The organism is Micromonospora craniellae (assembly GCF_014764405.1).
Taxonomy (GTDB): domain Bacteria; phylum Actinomycetota; class Actinomycetes; order Mycobacteriales; family Micromonosporaceae; genus Micromonospora; species Micromonospora craniellae.
The window spans coordinates 5,011,478-5,032,002 of sequence record NZ_CP061725.1 but is presented as its reverse complement, the minus strand read 5'-3'; the positions used below and the strand labels follow the sequence as shown (position 1 = coordinate 5,032,002).

Annotated in this window: 11 protein-coding genes and 2 pseudogenes; 6 read left to right on the top strand and 7 right to left on the bottom strand. The window is 69.1% G+C overall.

The window, feature by feature from the left end:
- Positions 1-77: 77 nt before the first annotated feature.
- A pseudogene (locus ID554_RS22845) lies at positions 78-434 on the bottom strand (hypothetical protein); the annotation flags it as partial.
- 514 nt (positions 435-948) lie between these two features.
- On the opposite strand from ID554_RS22845, the pseudogene ID554_RS22840 reads away from it, so the two are divergent.
- A pseudogene (locus ID554_RS22840) lies at positions 949-2,263 on the top strand (ISL3 family transposase).
- Positions 2,264-2,290: 27 nt separating this feature from the next.
- Positions 2,291-3,073, top strand: a complete 783-nt coding sequence (locus tag ID554_RS22835) for an ISAs1 family transposase (RefSeq protein WP_223884209.1) — start codon at positions 2,291-2,293, stop codon at positions 3,071-3,073.
- Between the two features lie 227 nt (positions 3,074-3,300).
- On the opposite strand, the gene ID554_RS22830 is transcribed toward ID554_RS22835, so the two are convergent.
- Together ID554_RS22830 and ID554_RS22825 are read right to left on the bottom strand one after the other, a co-directional pair.
- Positions 3,301-3,750 carry a hypothetical protein gene (locus ID554_RS22830; protein ID WP_147333525.1) on the bottom strand — a complete coding sequence of 150 codons (450 nt, stop codon included), beginning with the start codon at positions 3,748-3,750 and terminating at the stop codon, positions 3,301-3,303.
- A gap of 1 nt (position 3,751) precedes the next feature.
- Positions 3,752-8,782, bottom strand: a complete 5,031-nt coding sequence (locus ID554_RS22825; RefSeq protein ID WP_223884208.1) for a polymorphic toxin-type HINT domain-containing protein — start codon at positions 8,780-8,782, stop codon at positions 3,752-3,754.
- A gap of 1,512 nt (positions 8,783-10,294) precedes the next feature.
- On the opposite strand from ID554_RS22825, the gene ID554_RS22820 reads away from it, so the two are divergent.
- Entirely contained in the window at positions 10,295-11,059 is a 765-nt protein-coding gene (locus ID554_RS22820) for a helix-turn-helix domain-containing protein (protein ID WP_223884207.1), read from the top strand.
- A gap of 32 nt (positions 11,060-11,091) precedes the next feature.
- On the opposite strand, the gene ID554_RS22815 is transcribed toward ID554_RS22820, so the two are convergent.
- Complete coding sequence (locus tag ID554_RS22815; RefSeq protein ID WP_117231192.1) at positions 11,092-14,370, bottom strand: DEAD/DEAH box helicase; 3,279 nt, start codon at positions 14,368-14,370, stop codon at positions 11,092-11,094.
- Positions 14,371-14,607: 237 nt separating this feature from the next.
- Between ID554_RS22815 and ID554_RS22810 the strand changes: the two genes are divergently transcribed.
- On the top strand, positions 14,608-15,747 hold the full coding sequence (locus ID554_RS22810; protein WP_117231191.1) for a site-2 protease family protein: 1,140 nt from the start codon (positions 14,608-14,610) through the stop codon (positions 15,745-15,747).
- A gap of 3 nt (positions 15,748-15,750) precedes the next feature.
- On the opposite strand, the gene ID554_RS22805 is transcribed toward ID554_RS22810, so the two are convergent.
- The 3 genes from ID554_RS22805 to ID554_RS22795 all read right to left on the bottom strand — a co-directional run bounded on the left by ID554_RS22805 (position 15,751) and on the right by ID554_RS22795 (position 18,193).
- On the bottom strand, positions 15,751-16,986 hold the full coding sequence (locus tag ID554_RS22805; protein WP_117231190.1) for a D-arabinono-1,4-lactone oxidase: 1,236 nt from the start codon (positions 16,984-16,986) through the stop codon (positions 15,751-15,753).
- A gap of 67 nt (positions 16,987-17,053) precedes the next feature.
- On the bottom strand, positions 17,054-17,254 hold the full coding sequence (locus ID554_RS22800) for a hypothetical protein (RefSeq protein WP_158573875.1): 201 nt from the start codon (positions 17,252-17,254) through the stop codon (positions 17,054-17,056).
- A gap of 9 nt (positions 17,255-17,263) precedes the next feature.
- Entirely contained in the window at positions 17,264-18,193 is a 930-nt protein-coding gene (locus ID554_RS22795) for an LLM class F420-dependent oxidoreductase (protein WP_117231189.1), read from the bottom strand.
- 61 nt (positions 18,194-18,254) lie between these two features.
- Here ID554_RS22795 and ID554_RS22790 point away from each other — a divergent pair, with 61 nt between their 5' ends.
- Both ID554_RS22790 and ID554_RS22785 read left to right on the top strand, forming a co-directional pair.
- Positions 18,255-18,911 (top strand): ABC transporter ATP-binding protein, encoded by a 657-nt coding sequence (locus ID554_RS22790; RefSeq protein ID WP_117231188.1) that lies wholly within the window; start codon positions 18,255-18,257, stop codon positions 18,909-18,911.
- Positions 18,908-20,434: a DUF6297 family protein gene (locus ID554_RS22785; RefSeq protein ID WP_117231187.1), complete on the top strand. Its 1,527-nt coding sequence runs from the start codon at positions 18,908-18,910 to the stop codon at positions 20,432-20,434. The genes ID554_RS22790 and ID554_RS22785 overlap by 4 nt, the downstream gene beginning before the upstream one ends.
- Positions 20,435-20,525: the final 91 nt, after the last annotated feature.

Genomic DNA, 20,525 nt, shown 5'->3' with positions numbered 1-20,525 from the left:
ATCACCGGCGAGGCGACCTACCTGCGGGCCGACGTACGGCGCCCGGCCGAGGCGAAGACCTTCGTGGACCGGATCGCCAGGCGGCATCCGGATCGTGTCGCTGGCCCCGACAGCAGCGCGGTCGGGTCCGGCAGCGGCGGCGAGGGGGCGGTCTGCGGAGCAGGAGCCGGCTGGTCGGGCGCCCTCGGCACGCTGGCGAGGAAGGGAAACTCCGAGCCGACCTGCGCCCCTCGGGCGATCAGCCGTACGTCCCAGCGTTCGCCCTGGATCTTCAGCGGGTTGCCCGCGTCGCGCCGATGGTCGCAGTAGGTGAGCACGGCGGTCAGGTCGAGCGCGTGGGCGAGCCGCCTCACGTCGGTCAGGGGCGGCGGTTTCGCGCGACGACGGCCTCCACGGGTGCCGCTCCCGGCAGTGGGACTATGCCACCTACGCGGGGAAGAGCTGTCTCCTCGCGCCCCTGTCGAGCTGAACCGCTGGCGCTATCGACACCGCTTCCGACCTACCAGCGATTCGTCCACGCCGTCAGAGCGCCTCCTTGTCGGCGTACGGTTCCAGCGGTAGAGCCAGGTACGCCAGACGTACACAGGCCGGAGGTTGTCTGCCGCCTCGACTGCGTGCGCAGCGACCTCCCTTCCGCCACTCACGCTGCGTTGCCAGTCGAGGTGGGTCGGCACGCGACCTACGGCATGTCTTTGCCTCGAATCGACGTCCCGCCGCCTCACTCGCTCGCCAGCCTCAAGGTCGTGCTCGATCCGGGATCGAGTGGTTACGGAAGCGCGGGGATGCCAGTCGATCCCGGATCGAGCGCGACCTTGGCACGGAGAGCATCACGGCTCTTCGAAGTTGAGCGGGGTTCGCGGCTGGGTTCGGCCCGAGCGTGAGGGCTGGCAGCTCATCAGTGATCATCTGAGTGTCTAGTCGGATAGTCACAAGTGAAGAGCTGCGAGCATGGTCAACGATACGACCCGGCTGCTGGGCCTGGACGGCCTGGTGGCCGATCGGGTCGAGCAGCACCCGGACGGTTCCCCCGTAGTTCACCTGTCCACCGGTGATGAGCAGGCACGATGCTGCCCGCAGTGCGGGTTGCGGGCCGTGCGGGTGAAGCAGTGGACCACGATCCGGCCACGAGATCTGCCGATGGCGGGGCGGACGGCTCGGCTGCGGTGGCGTAAACGACGCTGGCATTGCGACCAGCCCGGATGCCCCCGCAAGTCGTTCACCGAGCAGGCGCCACAGGTCCCGGCACGGGCCCGGGTCACCGTCCGGCTGCGGCAGGCGGCCGGCGCTGCGGTCGCCGACGGCAACCGCACGATCGTGCAGACCGCCCGCGAACTGGGCATCTCGTGGCCGATCGTCGCTGCGGCGTTCACTGCGTACGCCGCAGACGTGCTACCGGCCGAACCCGAGCCGGTGGCCGTGCTCGGTATCGACGAGGTCCGCCGCGGTAGACCGCGCTGGAGCTTCGACGCGGTCACGCAGTCGTGGACCACCCTCGTCGACCGCTGGCATGTCGGATTCTGCGATCTCGGCGGCGGGCAAGGGCTGCTCGCCCAGGTCGAAGGCCGGACCAGCAAGGCGGTGACCGACTGGCTGACCGCGCGTCCCGCTGCCTGGCGTGAGCAGGTCCAAGCCGTCGCGATCGACATGCGCACCGTGTTCAAGGCCGCGATCCGCGAGGCCCTGCCGCACGCGTTGCTGGTCGTGGACCACTTCCACGTAGTCCATGGCCAACCGGGCCGTCACCGAGGTCCGCCGCCGCATGACGATGACCCACCGCGGCCGCCGGGGCCGCGCCACCGACCCGGAATGGCAACAACGCAACCGGCTGACCAGGTCAGCAGCCCGGTTACGCGCCGAACACGTCGACCGGCTGGTTGACACTCTCAGCAACCTGCCGACGACGATCGGCAGACCGATCCTGGCCGCCTGGAACGCGAAAGAGGACCTCCTCGACCTGCTCGCGCTCGCCCGCACCCACCCGGATCGGGAAACCATCGCCCGGCTGCTACATCGCTTCTACGCCCGCTGCGCCGCCACTGACCTACTCGAACTGCACCGCCTCGCGACCACGATCGAGACCTGGCGGCCCGAGATCCACGCGTTCCTGCACACCGGCATCACCAACGCCGGCTCCGAAGGCGCCAACCGCGTCAGCAAAACCGTCGCCCGCGACGCCTACGGATTCCGGAACCCAGAGAACCAGCGACTACGGACCCGCACCGCCACCACCCGCCGCCACCGCGGACACCTGAACCCCGCTTAACTTCGAAGAGCCGTCGACGGCAAGACCTTGCGGGGCGCCCGCCTGCCCGAAGGCCGCCAGGTGCACCTGCTGTCCGCGCTGGACACCAGCACCGGCATCGTCCTGGCCCAGGTCACCGTTGACGCGAAGAGCAACGAAATCCCCGCCTTCACACCCCTGCTCGACGCCGTCGAGAAAGTCCTGGGCAGCCTGACCGGGGTCCTGTTCGTCGCCGACGCGATGCACACCCAGACCGGTCACGCCGAGCAGGTCACCAGCCGCGGAGCACACCTTCTCCTGCAGGCCAAGGGCAACCGGCCCACCCTTCATGCCCAGCTCAAGACCATTGCCTGGGCACACATCCCCGTCGGCGACCGCACCCGCGACCGCGGTCACGGCCGTAAGGAAACCCGCACGGTCAAGGCGGTCACCCTGCAAACCCCGGGCGGGATCGCCTTCCCGCACGCCCAGCAGGCCGCCCGGATCATCCGCACCCGCACCGTGGACGGCAAGACCAGCAGGGAGACCGCCTACCTGGTCACGTCCCTGACCGCCGCCGACACTCAGCCCGCTGACCTGCAGAGGTGGGCGAGGGCAGAGTGGTTGATCGAGAACCAGGTCCACAACGTCAGAGATGTCACGTTCCGTGAAGATCTACATCAAGCCCGGACCGGGACCGGACCTGCCATCATGGCCACCTTGCGTAACACCGCGATTGGCTGGCACCGCGTCAACGGCGAAACCAACATCGCCCGCGCCAACCGACGCGCTGACCGCCGGTCACACGACCTGATACAGGCCGTGACCAGCCCTTATCTCAACACGCAATGACCCTGCACGCACGCCCTGTCGAACAACATCTTCACCGGCTCGGCGCCCAGCCGCTGACGTGCCTGGGTGACCAATCTCAGCTGACCACCCAGCCACATTGATCGACACTCATCGATCGATGCTTTTACTTGACGGCAACCCTGACGGCACCGTCCACGATCCAGCACAGGCGACGACGCCGACACCGCTACGCACAGCAACGCTGGGTTGCTCGATCAACGGGAAGCTCAGCCATTCACCAGCTTGGAGCGGGCCGCTGCGTAGCCATCAGAATTCACCGGGACAATCTCTGAGATTCGATCGAAGAAACGTCGGCCAGCCGCACTGAAGACCTCGTCGAACTCAGTTCGATTGACGCTGGCCCGACGCACATGGTCTCCCGCAGTAGAAGAAATAAGAACACGGGACCCCTGCACCGAGAAATCAATCCGAATCGGCTGATCCGGATAGTAAGTGCTCGCGGTCCCATCCGCCCGGAGCCGCTCCAAAGCATCCGCCAGATAGGACCAAAGTTGATCGACGTAGTCCCATTCCCGTTGACCAACGATCTCCACGCCATCCGCAACGATCTCGATCGCGCCCTCGACATAGTCTGGATCTGCTGGACGTTCCCCATATGAATCGACGTGCACAAACGATCCATTAGGGAGTCTGATAAAAGAATTGACAGCCAACATCTCACTTACCCGGCAATTGATAGAACTGGCCCACGCGACCATTATTGACTCCGAGTACGTAATCCACGCCGTTCACATTTCCCTGGATCTGATACATGCCTCGCCCTCCACGCTGTACCAGCGCATCCCGGTTCTGCCGCATAACCGAGCCGATCGCACCCTGCACATCCTCTACAGACATGGAGCGGTCAAAGAAGCTCTGCTGCGCCTTCACTGAGCCGTCCCAGTGGGCAGGATGATGCCGCGTCAGGATGTGCTCCATGCCTCTCTTGTCAAGCAGGAATTGCTGGTTGCCGAACTGGAATCGCTCACTCTGCCAGCTACGCAGCGCAGGGATGCAGCCGCCCGTGTTGTGCACGAGGACCGGGGTTTTGCCGGCGAGCACATAGTACGTGTGGGTGTCTGCGACGGTGAGGTTGTGCACCGTCTGGTGCTGGCTCCACATGCGAACCGCAGCGACTTGGATATAGGTGCCGGAAGAGGTCCTGAACAGGTCACCGACGCGTAGATCCTTGGCGTCGAACCACCGCCGGAGTTTCTCCAACCAGAACGGGTGGCTGCCGGTGGCGACGATCTCTTCAGCGTGTCCGGAATTCGGATCGGCGGCAACAGTGATCGCAACGAGTTCCTTGAGCCCTTCGCTGTTGATGACGTGCGTCACGAGCCGTTCGTTGGTCTTCCCGGTCTCGGGGTCGGGATCGGTGGCGAGTACGAGGTCGCCAACCTTTATGTCTTCGATCGGCTTGGTGGTGCCGTCGGCCATCAAAACATGGGTTCCGGGTATAAAGCTGTTCGAGCCCTGGCAGCCGGATAGTTTCGCCTTGTATCCGGTTCGGCCACCCGCCCCAGCCATGCTGCCTCGTGCGCCCGGCGCTGCTCCACCGCCGCTATCGAATAGCCCTTCGGCCAGCAGGTTGATGAGTCGTTCGTCATCGCTGATCGCGATCCGAACCGAGTGGCTACACTCTCCCGTGCTGCAGATGCTGTAGAGGGCCATTACTGCCGCTTGGTCAGAAGATAGTTCGTCGCAGGTCAGGATGGTTCCGCAGTAGAAGTGCTGATCACACTGTGATCCACTAGCATCACACCATTCGCCGAGCAGCTTGGCGACCTTGGTGCCACTTATGCCAGGCGGCACCGGGTAGGTGCTGACGTACACCTTTCCGTCGTCTTCGATGGTCACCTTGTAGTTCGGGGTGTTCACGATGACGATGGGCGGGCGCGGGGCGGTGGTGTTTCTGGTCTTCGGGGTGTGGTCGACGATTTTGTGGACGCCGCGTTTGGGGCTGTAGTCGCGGACGTGGCCTTCGTTGTCGCCGGTGGCGTAGAGGCCGCTGGGGTCGCTGAAGGTGGTGGGGTTGTTGTTGGCGTAGGAGTAGCCGTGCCATTGCTGTGGCTGGGCCATGTCTTGGATGGGGTCGACGGAGATGAACCGGCCGGTGGCGGGGTCGTAGTGGCGTGCGCCGAGTCGGGTGAGGCCGGTGGGTTCGGTGTCGCCGTTGACGAAGCCTTTGAGGTTCGGCCAGGTCGGTTGGGTGCTGCGGGGTTCGCCGTAGGGGGTTTGGCGGCGGGTGGTGGCGACCTGGGTGACGGCGTCGATGGCGATGTTCTGGGTGCCTTGGTGGTCCTCGTTGAGCCAGGTGAGTCCGCTGGTGGTGCGGGAGGCGATGGTGCGGCTGGCGTGGGTGTAGTAGCGGGTGCAGGTGTTGGCGCCGGTGGCGTTGGTGTAGCGGATTTCCTGGCCGGGGAGGTAGAGGGTGGCGCCGGTGGGGTCGCGGCGGATGATGCGGTTGCCGTCGGCGTCGTAGATGTAGCGGGTTTGGCCGGTGGTGTCGGTGGTGGTTTCGAGGAGCCCTTCCTCGTCCCAGGTCAGGGTTTGTGTGCCTGATGAGGCGGGACGGGTGAGCGTGTCTCCGGTCGCGTTGTAGGTGTAGGTGCCGGTCTTGGCGCCGGTGGTGGAGGTCAGCGCGTGGGGGCGGGGAGAGCCGGCTGCCGGGTAGTGGTAGTCGGTGGTGCTGGTGCCGGTGGTGGTGTGGACGTTCTGCTTCGTGCGGTTGCCGACGGTGTCGAAGGTCCAGGAGTGCCAGTAGGGTGCGGGGCCGCCGAGGTTCGCGGCGTTGCGCGTGGCGGTGCAGTCACTTGACGCCGGTGTCCAGGCGTGGGTGAGTCGGCGGAGATGGTCGTAGGTGAAGCACTGGGTGTCGTCGACCGGGTCGGGCGCCGTATCGGCGATCTTGGTGATGTTGCCGGCGGGGTCGTAGGTGTAGCGGGTGTCGGCGAGGGTGTGGGGGGCGACGCTGTCGCGGACGGTGCGCAGACCGGTGAGTCGCCCGGTTTCGAGCTCGCGGGTGAAGCGCTGCCAGACGTGTCCGCCGCTGCCGGTGTGCAGGTCGTACTCGTCGAGTTGGCCGAGGGCGTTGTAGGTCGTTTCGTCGACGTAGCTGGTGGTGGTGCTGCCCGTCAGCGTGCGAAGTGTCGTTGGTAGCCCCAGGTTGCTGTAGCCGTACAGAAGTGTTTCGGCGCCGAGGTCGGATCGGGTGGAGGGCAGGACGAGTGAGGCGGGAGAGCCGTCGGGGTTCCAGGTGTTGGTGTAGTTGTAGGTGCCGCCGAGGCCGGTCTCGGAGGTGGGGATGATGTACTGCGTACCCTCCGGCTGGTAGGTGTCGTTGTATCCGGTGACCTTGACCTGGTAGTTGACGCCGCCGGGCAGGAAGCGGGTGGATTGGGTCAGGTAGCCCTTGGCCAGGGTGTCGTAGATCCACTGCGCACGCATGGTGCCGCCGACCTGGTTGTCGTAGGCGGCACGCTTACGGTTGAGCGGGTCGTACAGATAGGCGATCTTCTTTTGCCGGGCGTCTGTGGTGGTGGTTACCCGGCCGGCGTTGTCGTAGGAGAGGGTGGTGGCGCCCCGATCGGGGTCCTCGGTCGTGATCTGCCGTCCGCGCAGGTCGTAGGTGTACTTCCACTCGTTGCCGGCGGCGTCGGTGATGCTCGCGGTCTGGCCCTTGCGGTTGTAGGCGTAGGTGGTGGTGTCCCAACTGCCGGCGACGGTCGGGGTGGGAGCGGCGCCGTGGTACTGGCGCAGCTGGACGACCCTGTCGCGGGCGTCGGTGACGGTGGACGTCGCGGTCCCGCCGTTGGGCGGAGTGATGTCGGTACGGTCACCGGCGTAGTAGGTCCTGGTCCGCCAACGCTCCACGTCATACGGCTGGAAAACGGAGGCGGTGACCCGGCCAGCGCCGTCGTAGTCGGTCCGCGTCTGCGTGGGCACCAGGGCTCGTTCGGTGGCCGTGACCAGCGTGCCGCCAGCGCTTCCGGTGGTGTGGTAGGCGCCGAAGGCGGTCTTCGTCCGTCCGGCCGAGTCGTAGAACGCCTCGGTGAGCAGGCGTCCTCCGGACGGGGAGGACGCTTGGGTCTGGCGGGGCCTCAGGAGGCCGTCGTAGAGGGCGTAGGAGGTCACGTAGCCGCTGGCGGCGTTGAGCCGGGACGTGGCGACGTAGCTGGCGGCGGTGTTCTGGATCCGGTAGTCCATGGCCACGCTGGCCGGATCGGTGGCCTTGTCGCGGTCGGGTAGCCAGACCCGGGTGATTCGGCCCAGGCCGTCGAAGGCCAGGTCGGTGCGCTTGCCGTTGGCGTCGACGCTGCTGGTGACCGAGCCCCAGGCCGGTGACACCGTGGTGGTGGTCTCGTGCAGCATCGCGTTGGTGATCTTGATTGAGGTGACCGGTCCGCCGGTGACCGGCGTATAGGCGGTCCTGGTCTCACTGTTCATCGCGTCACGCGACGAGGTGATGCGCCCGTGGGCGTCGTAGCCGGCCTGGCCGGTGGTGGTGAACGTGGGGGTGCCGCCGTTCCAGGTGGCCATCTCCTCCGTTCGGGTGGTCAGACCACGGGTGGGGGCGGTGCCGAAGGAGTTGCCGTCGTAGGAGGTTCGGGTCTCCCCGATGACCTGGCTCTCGGTGAGGGCGCCCCCGGTGTCGGCGCATTTGACGGCGTAGGTCTGCGTCCGGTGGGGGCGGTCCATGAGCCAGATGTTGTCGTTGCGTGGCGTGTAGCTGATCTTGGTGCATTGTTCGTCGCCGTCGACGCCGTCATGGCCGTGGTCGTCGACGGCGGTGGCCATGCCGTAGGCGTCGTAGGTGGTGGTCGTGCCGGTGGCACGCTCACCGCGCCCGGCATCGAGGGAGGTGTAGGAACGGACGGTGGCGATCCTGGTGAACCGGGCGGTGACGGTGTCGCCGTTGATGGTGCGGGTGGCGGTGGCACCGGAGGCCCAGGGTTCGTTGGTCACCCGGGACACGACCTGGCCGCCGGGACCGTTCAGGTTCTTCTCCTCCCGGACCATGCCGGCGTAGTAGTCGTGGTCGGTGATGCCGTCGATCGTGACGGTGCGACGGTCACCGGCGGTGGTGGAGGCCCGGTCTCCGTGCATGCCTTGGAAGTAGCGGGTCTCGGTGGCGCTCTGCTCGCCGGGGTCCCCGACGGTGACTTCGACTCGGCCGTAGCCGCGCCAGTCGGACCAGGTCTTGCTCTTCTTGTCGATGATTCCGTCGTCGTCGTTGTAGTGCCAGGCGGCGTCGAAGTAGTTGTAGGAGTAGACGACGCGGGGGCTGCCCTGTGGTGGGGCGCCGCCGGTGTTGTCCGCTTCGTAGATCGTGGTGACGACGTACTTGTGGAACCAGTCGGTGACCGGCGTGCTGTGGCCTTCGGGTTCCCAGATCACCGGGTAGCAGCGGCGTGTGTTGGTCGCTGGATTGGGTTTGGGCTGGTCGGCGGCGCAGTCGGTGTCGGAGTAGGTGACGCTGATGGTGCCGCCGGACTCGGTACGGATCCGGGCGATCCGCATCCAGTTCATCGCCAGCGAATGGTCGCCGATCGCGTCGACCCGGTTGGCTTTCTGCACGGGGGTGAACTCGATGTCCGGCACGCTGCTGGTGGTGCCAACGAGCCCCGCGTGGGAGATCTTCTCCAGCCAGAGGCCGGCTCGGGTGCCGTCGCCGGGGTCCGGGAACTCGACTTGTGCTTGCTCCACACCGACGTCCACGCGTTACTGGCGACCCCGCCCGTCCACGACGGGTCGATGTAGATCGGCAACTTCGATCGGGGATCGGACAGCATCGCCTTGTCGGGCACGAGCGTCATCTCCTGACCATCGACCCGTACCGGCATCACCGCGCGTCGTACGAACTCACGTGCGCCCGGCCGGCGCGACTCCGCCTGAACCGAGGCTTCCTCATCCAGATGCCGCTGCTGTTCAGCCGTACTCGGCTTGCGCTGCGGGCTCACCTCGCTCGAACGCTTCTCGGTCGTCCCGTCCGGCGTCTCAGCCTCCGACGCGTCCGAGGAGTCCCACATCATCGGTGCCGGCGCGGCGAACACGGCAGCGCCCTCGCCGTCGCGTGCCGCGAGTCCACCCCAGCCGGTCGTGCCGACCGTGACGCCCTTGGTCTCCAACCCGAACTTCAGTAACGCCAGTCGAGGGCTCACCGCCGCCTGACGAGACCGCACCACCAACACCTCGGAGAAACCCATCGGTTGCGCGGTGACCCGCAGGTCCACGTCCGGCAGGACGCCGCGGTAGATCGCGGTCGCACCCTCCAACACCGGCGTCGGTAGACGACCCGGCCAGGTCATCGCCAATTCCCGCTCACCGTCGCGAAGCCGTGCCAACGGCGCGTCACCACCGGGTGAGAAGACCATCGGCAACACCGTCGCGCGGGGAGTGACCCCCTCCGCGGAGACCTTGAGCGTGGTGTCCACCGGCGCCCAGGACCTCCCCCTGCGCACCCGTGTCGGCTCGATGCTCTGCTCCAACGTGCGCGAACCGTCGACGTTCACGAACGTCTGCGACCACTCGGTACGTTCGGCGAGGATCTCCACCCGCCGACCACACGTCCCGACCATCCGCCCCGCGGAATCGGCGTCCGGCTGCTCGTCCTCACAGGCCACCGCCGACTTCGGCGCAGCCGCCTCGACCCGGGTGGGCGCTACCAGCGCCGACGTCACCAACATCGACACCAACGCCGCTATCCACCAACGCCGCGCCGTACCCATGCAGACGCCAGCCACCCGGCCACCCCCGTGATCAAGCCAGTCGATGCCCGAACTGTAAGGATGCCGAACCACCGATGTAAAGGTCGGTCACAAGCTGCAACCACAAACCAGACATCGTCACCCGTTACACACGCGGGCATCACCGAGGGTGAAGAATTCCTTGTGGAGCGGCAACTCCAACTGACGCACGCAGACCGGGCGAGTCCGACTACGTAGTTGCTGCCAGAGCCGCCGCTGACGCGGGAGTCACCGGTCCGAGCGACGCAGCGCAGCCCACGGCCCACGGAACGGGGCCACCGAGTCCACGGGGGCCGTTGAAGTGATCGTCACATCTACCATCCCTGTGTCTCCTTTGTTCGGATTTACACCCTTTCAACGACAGGCCCGTAGCTGGCTTGAGCAGCCGAGATCGACGGAACCCGCCCTGACGCAGGCATGTGCTTCGAGTGGCGGCTTTGCAAGTTGGCAGGAAAAGCACCACCATGGCCGCGTGGAATCAAAGGAGTTGAAGGATCGGGCTCAGGCGCTGCGAGCCGCCGGAAAGACGCCAAAGCAGATCGCCCGGGAGTTGAGCGTGACCCGTGCGGTGGTCACCCGGCTGGTGCGCGGCGTCGATGTCGTACGGCCGGAGCGCACCCATCCGTCGGAGTTGCCGCTGCTGGGCTGCTGGGTCAGCCGGCAGTGGAGCAATGGGTTGAGCATCGTCGACCGGCCCGCCGACTGGGTGGACGACGCGGAGCTACCGCCGTTCGTGATCGGTGCCGGGCTGGTCAGTGTCATGGTCGCCCGGGCCGAGAACGGTGGGGTGACCACGTGCGGGTACCTGGTCGACACCTACTGCCTCGGCGTCAAGAACGCGATTCCCCCGATCACCAGCGACCCGACGAGCCTGAACGGCACTGTGGCGGAGTTCTTCAGCGCCTACGACCGCGCGCCACTCCAGGCGCCCGTCGAGCTTGCCCGGCACCTGGTCTTCGGAGCGGTGGACTACGCCCGCAGCCTCGGTCTCGACCCGCATCGTGACTTCTACAGCGCCGCGCCGTACCTCGGCAGTTGGGAGCCGCCGAGCCGGATCACCTTCGGCCTGAACGGAAAGCCCTTCTTCCACCAGGGTCCGCGCGACAACCCCGACCGGATCATGCGTACCCTCGACCGGACGGTCGGCCCCGGCAACTACGACTTCATGGTGGTGGAGTCGACGACACTCGATGGTGACCGCCTCCGTCATAGCGATGTCGACTTCGACGGATCTTGATATCGTCGCGCTGGCGCCTTCCGACCTCGCACCTACTCCAGCAGGTTGCGGATGTCGTCGACGGTGAGTTGCGCGGAGGCGAACTCGCCGCCGTCGAGGACGCTGTCGAAGAGTTCGGCCTTGCGCGCCTTGAGGGCCATCACCTTCTCCTCGATGGTGTCCTTGGCGACCAATCGGTACACCATCACGTTGCGGGTCTGTCCGATGCGGTGTACCCGGTCCACCGCCTGGTTCTCTGCGGCCGGGTTCCACCACGGGTCGAGCAGCAGGCAGTAGTCGGCCTCGGTGAGGTTGAGGCCGAACCCGCCGGCCTTGAGGCTGATCAGGAAGACCGGGTTGGTGCCGCTCTTGAACTCGTCGATCACCGCGGCCCGGTCGCGGGTGCTGCCGTCGAGATAGCTGCATCCGATGCCGTCCTGTTCGAGCCGCTGCCGGGCCCGGTCGAGGAAACGGGTGAACTGACTGAACACCAGGGTTCGGTGTCCCTCGGCGACCAGGTCGGCGACCCGCTCGGCGAGGACGTCGAGCTTGGTAGACGGCACACTCTGCTCCGGGTCGACCAGCCCGACATCGAGGCTGGCCTGCCGCAGCAGGGTCAGCGACCGGAAGATCTCGAACCGGTTCTTCTCCAGGTCGCCGAGCAGGCCAAGGACCTTCTGTCGCTCCCGTTGCAGGTACGCCTGATAGACGCGCCGGTGCTTGCGGTCCAGCTCGATCTCCAGGACCTGTTCCTGCTTGGGTGGCAGGTCGGCGGCCACGTCCCCCTTGCGCCGACGCAGCATCAGTGGCCGGATCCGGCGGCGGAGCTGGGTGAGGCGGTCCGCGTCGCGTTCCTTCTCGATCGGGTTACGGTAGTACTCGGTGAACCGGTCGGCGCGCGGCAACAGCCCGGGTGAGGCGATCGAACACAGCGCCCACAACTCACCGAGGTTGTTCTCCATCGGCGTGCCGGTGATCGCCAGCTTGAACGGTGCCGGCAGTAGTTTCGCGCAGCGGTGCGCCTGGGACTGGGCGTTCTTGACGAACTGCGCCTCGTCGAGGATCAGGCCCGCCCAGTCGAGCGCCCGGTAGTCGTCGTACTCCAGCCGGAACAGGGTGTACGAGGTGACGACGACCTGCGCGCCGGACACCGCCTCGGCGAGTTCCACGCCGCGTCGCGCCACGGTCTGCGTGATCGCCCGGACGGCGAGATCCGGCGTGAAGCGGGCCGCCTCGCGGGCCCAGTTGTCGACGACGCTGGCCGGGCAGACCACCAGGAACGGCTGCTCCCGCCGGGCGTGACAGATCAGCGCCAACGCCTGGAGGGTCTTGCCGAGTCCCATGTCGTCGGCGAGGACGCCGCCGAGACCGTGGTCGTGCAGGGTGGCAAGCCACCGGAAACCGTCCTGCTGGTACGGCCGCAGCTCGGCCCGTACCTCCGTCGGAACCGGATGTGGGACGGCCAGGTCTGCTTCGCTCAGCGCCCGCACCGACTGTTGCCAGGCGGCTGCCTGGCCGGTCACCTCGCCGAGCTCGGCGAGTTCGTCCCAGAGCCCGGCCTGGAACCGGCCGACCCGCACCGTCCCGGGTGGGGCGTCCGAGAGGGTACGCGACTCGGCGATCAGCTCCCTGAGCTGGCGGAACTCCGCTCGGTCCAAAGCGAAGTACGTCCCGCTGGGCAGGATGAGGTACTGATGGTCCTGCGCGAGCGCGCCGAACAACGTGGCGAAGTCGACCGGTTCACCGCCGACGCTGACCTGCACCGACAGGTCGAACCAGTCGTGGTCGCCGGCACCATTTCCGTCGGTGAAGGTGATCGCCGGTGCGTCGAACGTCTCCTGGTAGTCCGGCAGCGTTCCGTCGGGCGCGGTGATCACCTCGACGTGGTCGATGTCGGCGAGCCGGGGCACGACGTCAGTCAGGAAACGGATCAGGGCGTCACCGGCGACGACGGTCGAGGCGGTCAGCTGTGGCCCGGCCGGGGTCGGTTCGACGAGTTCGGCCACCGGCTTGGCGACCACCTCGATCACCTGGCCGAGCACCCGCTCGCGGTGGGCGTCGGCTCCGCCGGGCGTACCGGCCCGCAGGGGCTCGGGATGGCGTCGGTCACCCACCACGCGGTGCCATTCCCAGGTGACGCGAAGACGGTGGCCGGGCTCCGGCGTCAGGGTCACTGCCAGCGTGTCCGGCCCGACCGCCGGGAGGCGGACCGCCGGACCGGCCGCGATCACCTCCACCTGGCGGAGCAGGTCCGGATAGAAACGATCGAAGAACTGCGCTTCCTCGGCAGCCGGAATCCGGATCGGTGGTCCGGCGAGCGCCCGCGTCGTGCGCGGTGACATCGCGGCATCCAACGGCGCCAGATGCAATGCGCGCTTCCCGGGGCGGGGCGCGTTCGCATCCGGCTGCCCCCACCAGGCGACACCGTGCGCGGGATCGCCGACGAGCACCAGTTCGGTCGTGTCGATCGGCGCTCTGTCGACCGACAGCGCGGCGCCGAGAGCGAGTTCGCCGTCGGCCCGGTCGACTCGCACCGACAGCCGGACCGGGCGGCGGCCGACCAGTACCGGACCGGGCAGTTTACCCGGCTGTACGAACGGGACACCGGCTTCGTCAGCCTCGGCCAGCAGGTCCCAGATGCGTCGGGTCTCGATCTCGTCGAGGAAGATGGTCTGCCGATGGCCGCCGTAGTGGTAGCCGTACGGGTCGTGGCCGGAGGCAGCCGACCGCACGATCTCACCGAGCAGTCGGCGATGCCGCTCGGACTGCCTGGACCTTCCCGTGTACGCGTAACTCAACGACGACCAACTGATCCCGGAGCGAACCCAGCCGGTACGCCCCGGTACGACCGGACGGAGTCCGACCCGGAAGCCTGCACTGTCCGGAGTGGGTCGAACGGCTTCGAACTGGAGGCCGACGCCCGCCTGTTCGGGTCGCATGGTGGCCTCAGGTGGTGCGATGTCGCGTACCAGGCTGGCGACCGCCGACTCCCAGCTCCCCTTCTTCTTCTGCTGCTTCACCGGATCGCGTTGCGGCGGCCCGCCCGTCGACAGCATGGCGAGAGCCATCGCCGAGAGATGGGCACAGCCGTCCTGCCCACACGCACAATCTCCTTCGAGGGCCGTGATGCGCTCGTCGAGCATCGCCACGTGAGCTGTCACCGGACCCGAGCATGTGCCGGTGAGCTGACCAGAGATCCTGCCGGTCGTCGGATCCCACCGCACGTCGACCAGGTCGCCGCGGTCGAGGTGCTGCCGGGCCCGGACGAAGGTGCGGGGTCCGACCAGGTCGTACAGCGCAGCCTCGGCCACGGTCAGTTCGAGTTTCGCCACGTCCGTCCTCAGTCAGTGCGCCGGCTGCTGCCGACGGCCCGGCTCAGCCTCGCACCCTACCCGTCGGCGGCCCGGCCGGTGCAGTGCCGTGCCGACCCCGCCGCAGCGCCATCCGGTGACCGTGAACGACCGGTAGCAGGATCCGCAGGTCCGCCCGGAGACCGTCGCTACCCCCCGACCCGTGCCGGTCGCACTGTGCCCGGGCATGGAAACGACCTGCGGGGGTATCAGCGAGACATGAGGGCGAGTTTCCGGCTCGGCCGGATCGTGGGCGTACCCGTCGGGGTGAACTGGAGCGTCCTGGTCATCTTCGCGCTGATCTGGTGGGGGCTGTCGGCCAACCTGTTCCCGGCGTCGTACCCGGACCGGTCGGTGGTCGCGTACGTGCTGGCGGGGCTGGCGGCGGCCGTCGTCTTCTTCCTGGGGCTGCTGGCGCACGAGGTGTCGCACGCGGTGGTGGCCAAGCGCAACGGGTTGGGCGTCGGCGGGATCACGCTCTGGCTGTTCGGCGGGGTGGCGGAGTTGCGCGGCGAGGCCCGGACGCCCGGTGCCGAGCTGCGGATCGCCGGGATCGGGCCGCTGGTCAGCCTGATCATCGGCGCCTTCTTCGGGGTGCTCGCGATGCTACTCAACATCGCCGGGGTGCACGGGCTGTGGCTGGGTGTGATGGCCTGGCTGGGCGGCATCAACCTGCTGCTGGCGGTCTTCAACATCCTGCCGGCGGCGCCGCTGGACGGCGGGCGGCTGCTGCGGGCGGCGGTGTGGAAGGCCACCGGGGATCGGACCCGGGCGACGGTGGTGGCGGCCCGGGCCGGGTGGGTACTCGGTCTGGCGCTGATCGGCTTCGGGTTGTTCCGGTTCCTCACCGGCGCCGGTGTGGGCGGGCTCTGGCTGGCCCTGATCGGCTGGTTCCTGATCGGGGCGGCGAGCCTGGAGGAGCGGCAGGCCCGGGTGGGTTCGGCCCTGCGGGGGATCCGGGTGGCCGAGGTGATGACGCCGCAGCCGCAGACCGCCTCGGGCGAGATGACGGTGGCCGACTTCGTCGACAACTACCTGTTCGCCTACCGGCACACCGCGCTGCCGCTGACCGAGGACGGCCGGCCGGTCGGCCTGGCCACCCTCGACCGGGTGCGCGGGGTGCCGAGTGACGCGCGGGGCAGCACCACGCTGGAGTCGGTGTCCTGCCGCTCCGACGAGTTGGTGCTGGCCTCCCCCGACGAGCAGCTCACCGACCTGCTCCCCCGGCTCAGCGACTGCGCCGACGGGCGGGCGCTGGTGGTCGCCGACGGTCGCCTGGTCGGCATCGTCTCGCCCAGCGACATCAGCCGTGCCGTGCAGCGCGGCAGCATGCGCGACCAGGTCACGGTGGGTCGGTGAGGGTCAGCGGGGAAAGAGGAGGTCCAGTTCCTCGGTACGGAACCTGCCGGCCGGGTCCAGCCGAATGAGCAGGGCGGCGAAGTCCGCCCAGCGGGGGTAGGTGGCCGCGATCGCCTCGGGCGGCAGGGTGAAGACCTTGCCCCAGTGCGGGCGCGGGGCGAAGGGGGCCAGGACGCGTTCCACCTCGGCGAGCACCGGCAGCACCTTGGTGGTGTCGGCGATCCAGGTGAAGTGCACGGCGAGGGTGTCCCGGTCGTACTGCGGGCTGAGCCACAGCCGGTCGGCCGCGACGGTGCGCAGCTCGCTGGTCTGCGACACCGGGGCGATCAGGTGCGCCACCTCGTCCAGCGCGGCGAGCGCCTCGGCGGCGTCGGCGCGCGGCAGGTGGTATTCGGACTGCAACTCGTCGCCGCTGCTCGGGGTGAAGCCGAGCCGGAAGTGCGGCAGCCGCTCGTGCCACGGCCCGGCGACGCCGAGCTGTTCGGTGCAGTTGACCGTGGGCATGCCGGGCACCGGGTGCCAGGGCCGGTCGGCCGCCGTCGTGCCGAGCCAGTCGGCGGGCGGTGGCGGCTGGTCGGCGAGCTGCTTGCGCCAGACTTGGGTGCCGAGGGTGGAGCGCCAGTCGGTGAAGACGCTGACGCTGTACGCGGCGGCGAGCGCCTCGTCCAGCGCGGCGCGGGGCAGGTCCAGCCGGACGTACTGCCGCACGTCGTAGGTGGGCACCACGTCCAGGGTGAGCCGGGTGACCACGCCGAGGGCGCCGAGGGCGACGACCGTGCCGGCGAAGTCGGCCGAGTCCCGGTCGGCGGTGTGCAGGTCGCCGGCGCCGGTGACCAGTTCGAGTCCGGCGACGGCGGTGGCCAGGTTGCCGACGGTGACACCGGAACCGTGGGTGCCGGTGGCGACCGCCCCGGCCACCGAGATGTGCGGCAGGGAGGCCAGGTTGGCCAGGGCGTACCCCTGCTGGTGCAGCCAGGTGGCCAGGTCGCCGTAGCGGGTCGCGGCCGGAACGTCGACGGTGCGGCGCTGCGCGTCGAGGCGGATCGTGGCCGGCAGCCCGGACAGGTCGACCAGCGCCCCGGTGGTGTCGCCGATCCGGTTGAAGGAGTGCCCGCTGCCCACCGTCCGGATGCGGTCGCTGCCGGCGACCAGCTCGCGCAGCTCGTCCAGGGACGACGGCCGATGGTACGCCCGCGCGGAGTACCGGATGTTGCCCGCCCAGTTGCGCTGCGTCGACACGCGACCGCCCCCTTCCGCGCCGACGGTTACCGCCGGCTCCGTCGGGGAACCCTACGCCGATGAGCAGCTACCGTGATCCCGCCCCTCGTGGCGACGTGTACCCCTCCGAGGAGGAGATCGACCCGACCGGCAGCGGCGTCTTTCCGGCCAGCGCGCCGACGGGTGCGTACCCGGCGAGCCAGCCCACCCCGCAGCCGTCACCCTCGCCGGGACCGGCGCCGTCACCGGTGCCGACTCCCGGTCCGCCACCCCGGACCGGGGCCGACACCGCAACCACTCAGAGCTGCGGCAGCACCTCTGCGGCGACCAGGTCCAGGTGGTCCAGGTCGGCGAGGTCGAGCACCTGGAGGTAGACCCGCTGGCTGCCCACCGAGGCGTACCGGCCGAGCTTGTCGACCACCTCGGCGGGCGTGCCGGCCAGCCCGTTCTCGCGCAGTTCGTCCGCGTCCCGGCCGATCGCGGCGGCCCGCCGGGCCACCTCGGCGTCGTCCTTGCCGCAGCAGAGCACCAGCGCGTTGGACCAGGTCAACTCATCCGGGCTCCGGCCGATCTCCTGGCAGGCGGCACGCACCCGACCGAACTGGGTGACCGTGTCGTCGATCGAGACGAACGGCAGGTTGAACTCGTCGGCGTACCTGGCGGTGAGCTGCGGGGTCCGCTTCGCGCCCATGCCGCCGAGCAGGATCGGCGGGTGCGGCTGCTGCACCGGCTTGGGCAGCGCCGGTGAATCGCTGACCTGGTAGTGGCGGCCGGTGAAGGCGAACGTCTCCCCCGGCGGGGTACGCCACAGACCGGTGATCACGGCGAGCTGTTCGTCCAGCCGGTCGAAGCGCTCCTTGAGCGCCGGGAACGGGATCCCGTACGCGCTGTGCTCGGCGTCGTACCACCCGGTGCCGATGCCCAGTTCGACCCGGCCGCCGCTCATCTGGTCGACCTGCGCGACGGTGATGGCCAGCGGGCCGGGCAGCCGGAACGTCGCGGCGGTCATCAGCGTGCCGAGCCGGATCGAGCGGGTGTCCCGGGCCAGCCCGGCCAGGGTCGTCCAGGCGTCGGTGGGGCCCGGCTCGCCGCTGACCGACCCCATCATGAGGTAGTGGTCCGAACGGAAGAAGGCGCCGAAGCCGGTTTCCTCGGCGCGGCGGGCCACGGCCAGCAGGGCGTCGTAGGTCGCGCCCTGCTGTGGTTCGGTAAAGATCCGCAGTTCCATGCACCGAGCATAGAAAGCCCACGGCCGTACCGCCCGACTCGTGCAGTCGATCTAGGCTGGTGTGGTGGGTGAACCGATCGTGGCTGTCGCGGACCTGCACGTCACGTTCGGCAGCGTGACCGTGGTGCGGGACGTCGACTTCGACCTGGCGGCGGGCGGCGCGCTCTGCCTGGTCGGCGAGAACGGCGCGGGCAAGTCCACCGTGTTGCGCTGCGTCACCGGCCTGACCGACCCGAGCGCGGGCCGGGTCCGGGTGTTCGGGGCCGCGCCGGACGGCTCGGCCGCGTTCTGGCGCCGGGTGGTGACCACCGTCGAGCAGCCCAGTTGGTACGCCGGACTGACCGTCCGGGAGCACGTGGAGCTGGTCCGGATGGCCGGTGGCCACGACCCGGCCGACGGTCGGGTGGACGAGCTGCTGTCCGTGCTGGGCCTGCGCGACCTCGGCGACGGCACCCCGGACCGCCTCTCCTCGGGTGAGCGGCAACGCCTGCTGCTGGCCGCCGCCCTGGCCCGTCCGGCGGAACTGCTGGTGCTCGACGAGCCGGAGCAGCGGCTGGACGCGTCGATCCGGCCGGTGGTGGCCGGTCTGCTCGGCGATCATCTGGCCGCCGGTGGGAGCCTGCTGTTCGCCAGTCACGATCCGGTCTTCGTGGCCGCCCTCGGCTGTCCGGTCCTCCGGCTGCACACCGGGTCACCGGCACCCGACGCGGGCACATGACGCGGGTGGCCGAGGCGCCGACCCGGCCGGAGCCGGTGCCGCCGACCGCTCGCCGGCTGCGCCGCTGGGTGCGCAGGCAGCGGGCCGAACGCGCACCCTCGCTCTCGCTGGAGAGCGCGTACCTGCTGGTGCTGACGGTGGCGATGGCGGTCGGGTTGTTCGGTCCGGGGGTCGGCTCGGCGATGTGGCCGGCGGCGGGGGCGGCCTCACCGGACCGGCTGGTGGTGCTGGTGCTGCTGGGTGCGGGCGCTGCCGGCCTGATGCTGCTGCTGCGTCAGGCGGGTCCGTTGGTCCTGGGGCGTGGGGAGTTGACCTGGCTGCTGCCGGCGCCGGTGCCCCGACGCGGCCTGCTGCTGCCGGCGCTGGTGCGGGCGCTGGCGGTCGGGGCGGTCGGGGGCACGTTGCTGGCGCTGGCCGGCGCCGCCCGCCTGGCCGTCCGCCCGGTCTCCGGGTACGCCCTGACCGGCTGGCTCACCCTGGGTGCGGCCACCGGTGCCCTCCTGGCGTTGCTCACGGTGGCCGCGCAGCGCCGGCCGGGGTACGCCCGGGTGCTGGACGTGGTGGTGCCGGCGCTGCTGGTGGCGCTGGGCGCGACGGTGCTGCTGAGCCGGGTCCGCCCGCTGCCGACGCTGCCCGGCGTCGACGCGCCGCCACTCCCGCTCACTCTGGGCGCCCTGCTCGCCGTCGCGGGCCTGACCGCCCTGGCCGTCCGTGACCTGGCGCGCCTGCCCGACGTCCGGCTGCACGAGCCGTCGCTGACCGTCGGCACGTACCTGGACGCCGCGTACGCCGTCGAGCCGTCCTTCCTCGCCGATCTGCGCGAGCGGCGGTACTGGCGGCGGCGGGCACTGCGCTCCCGGCCGCTGCGTCCCCGGTTGGGCCGGCTGGTGCCGCTGCAACAGGATCTGCTGGTGCTTCGTCGACGCGGCTGGCGGCTGGGTTGGTTGGCCGCGGCGGCACCGCTGCCGGCGATGCTCACCGCCGGTGCCGGCTGGTTGCCGGCGACCGCCCTGGTGGTGGGGGCGGTCACCGTCGCCGGGGTCACCCTGGACGCGCTGCGCCGCGATGCGGCTCACTCGGCGCTGCTGCGGCTGCTCGGGCTGACCGGCCGCCGGGCGGTCGCGATCCGGCTGGTCGTGCCGGCGGTGCTGGCCACGGCCTGGTCCGGACTGGCTGTGGCGGTGCTGGGGTTGCTCGGCGACCTGCCGCCCGGCCCCTGGTGGGCGCTGGGGCTGGCGTTCGGCCCGACGGCCGCGATGATGGCCGTCCGGCGGGCGCAGGCGGGTGGGATCGACCACTCCCTGCCGCTGGTCGTCACCCCGATGGGCGCGTTCTCGCCCGGCCCGGTGCTGTGGCTGCTCAACGGGACGGACGTGCTGCTGTTCGCGGCGCCGACCCTGGTCGCCCTGCTGGGGCCGGTACGCCCCGGTTGGGGCTGGGTCGCTGGTCAGGCTGTGTGCACGGTGGTGGCGGTCCTGGCCTATCTGCGCTTCGGCGCGGACGGTCGCCGCCCGCGCGTCTGAGAGACCGTCGGGTAACCAGGTGACTACGTGGCGATAAGTCGTTCAGCGTTGATACGTCGGGCGGCTTCGCGTTCGGTAGTGTTGCTCCACC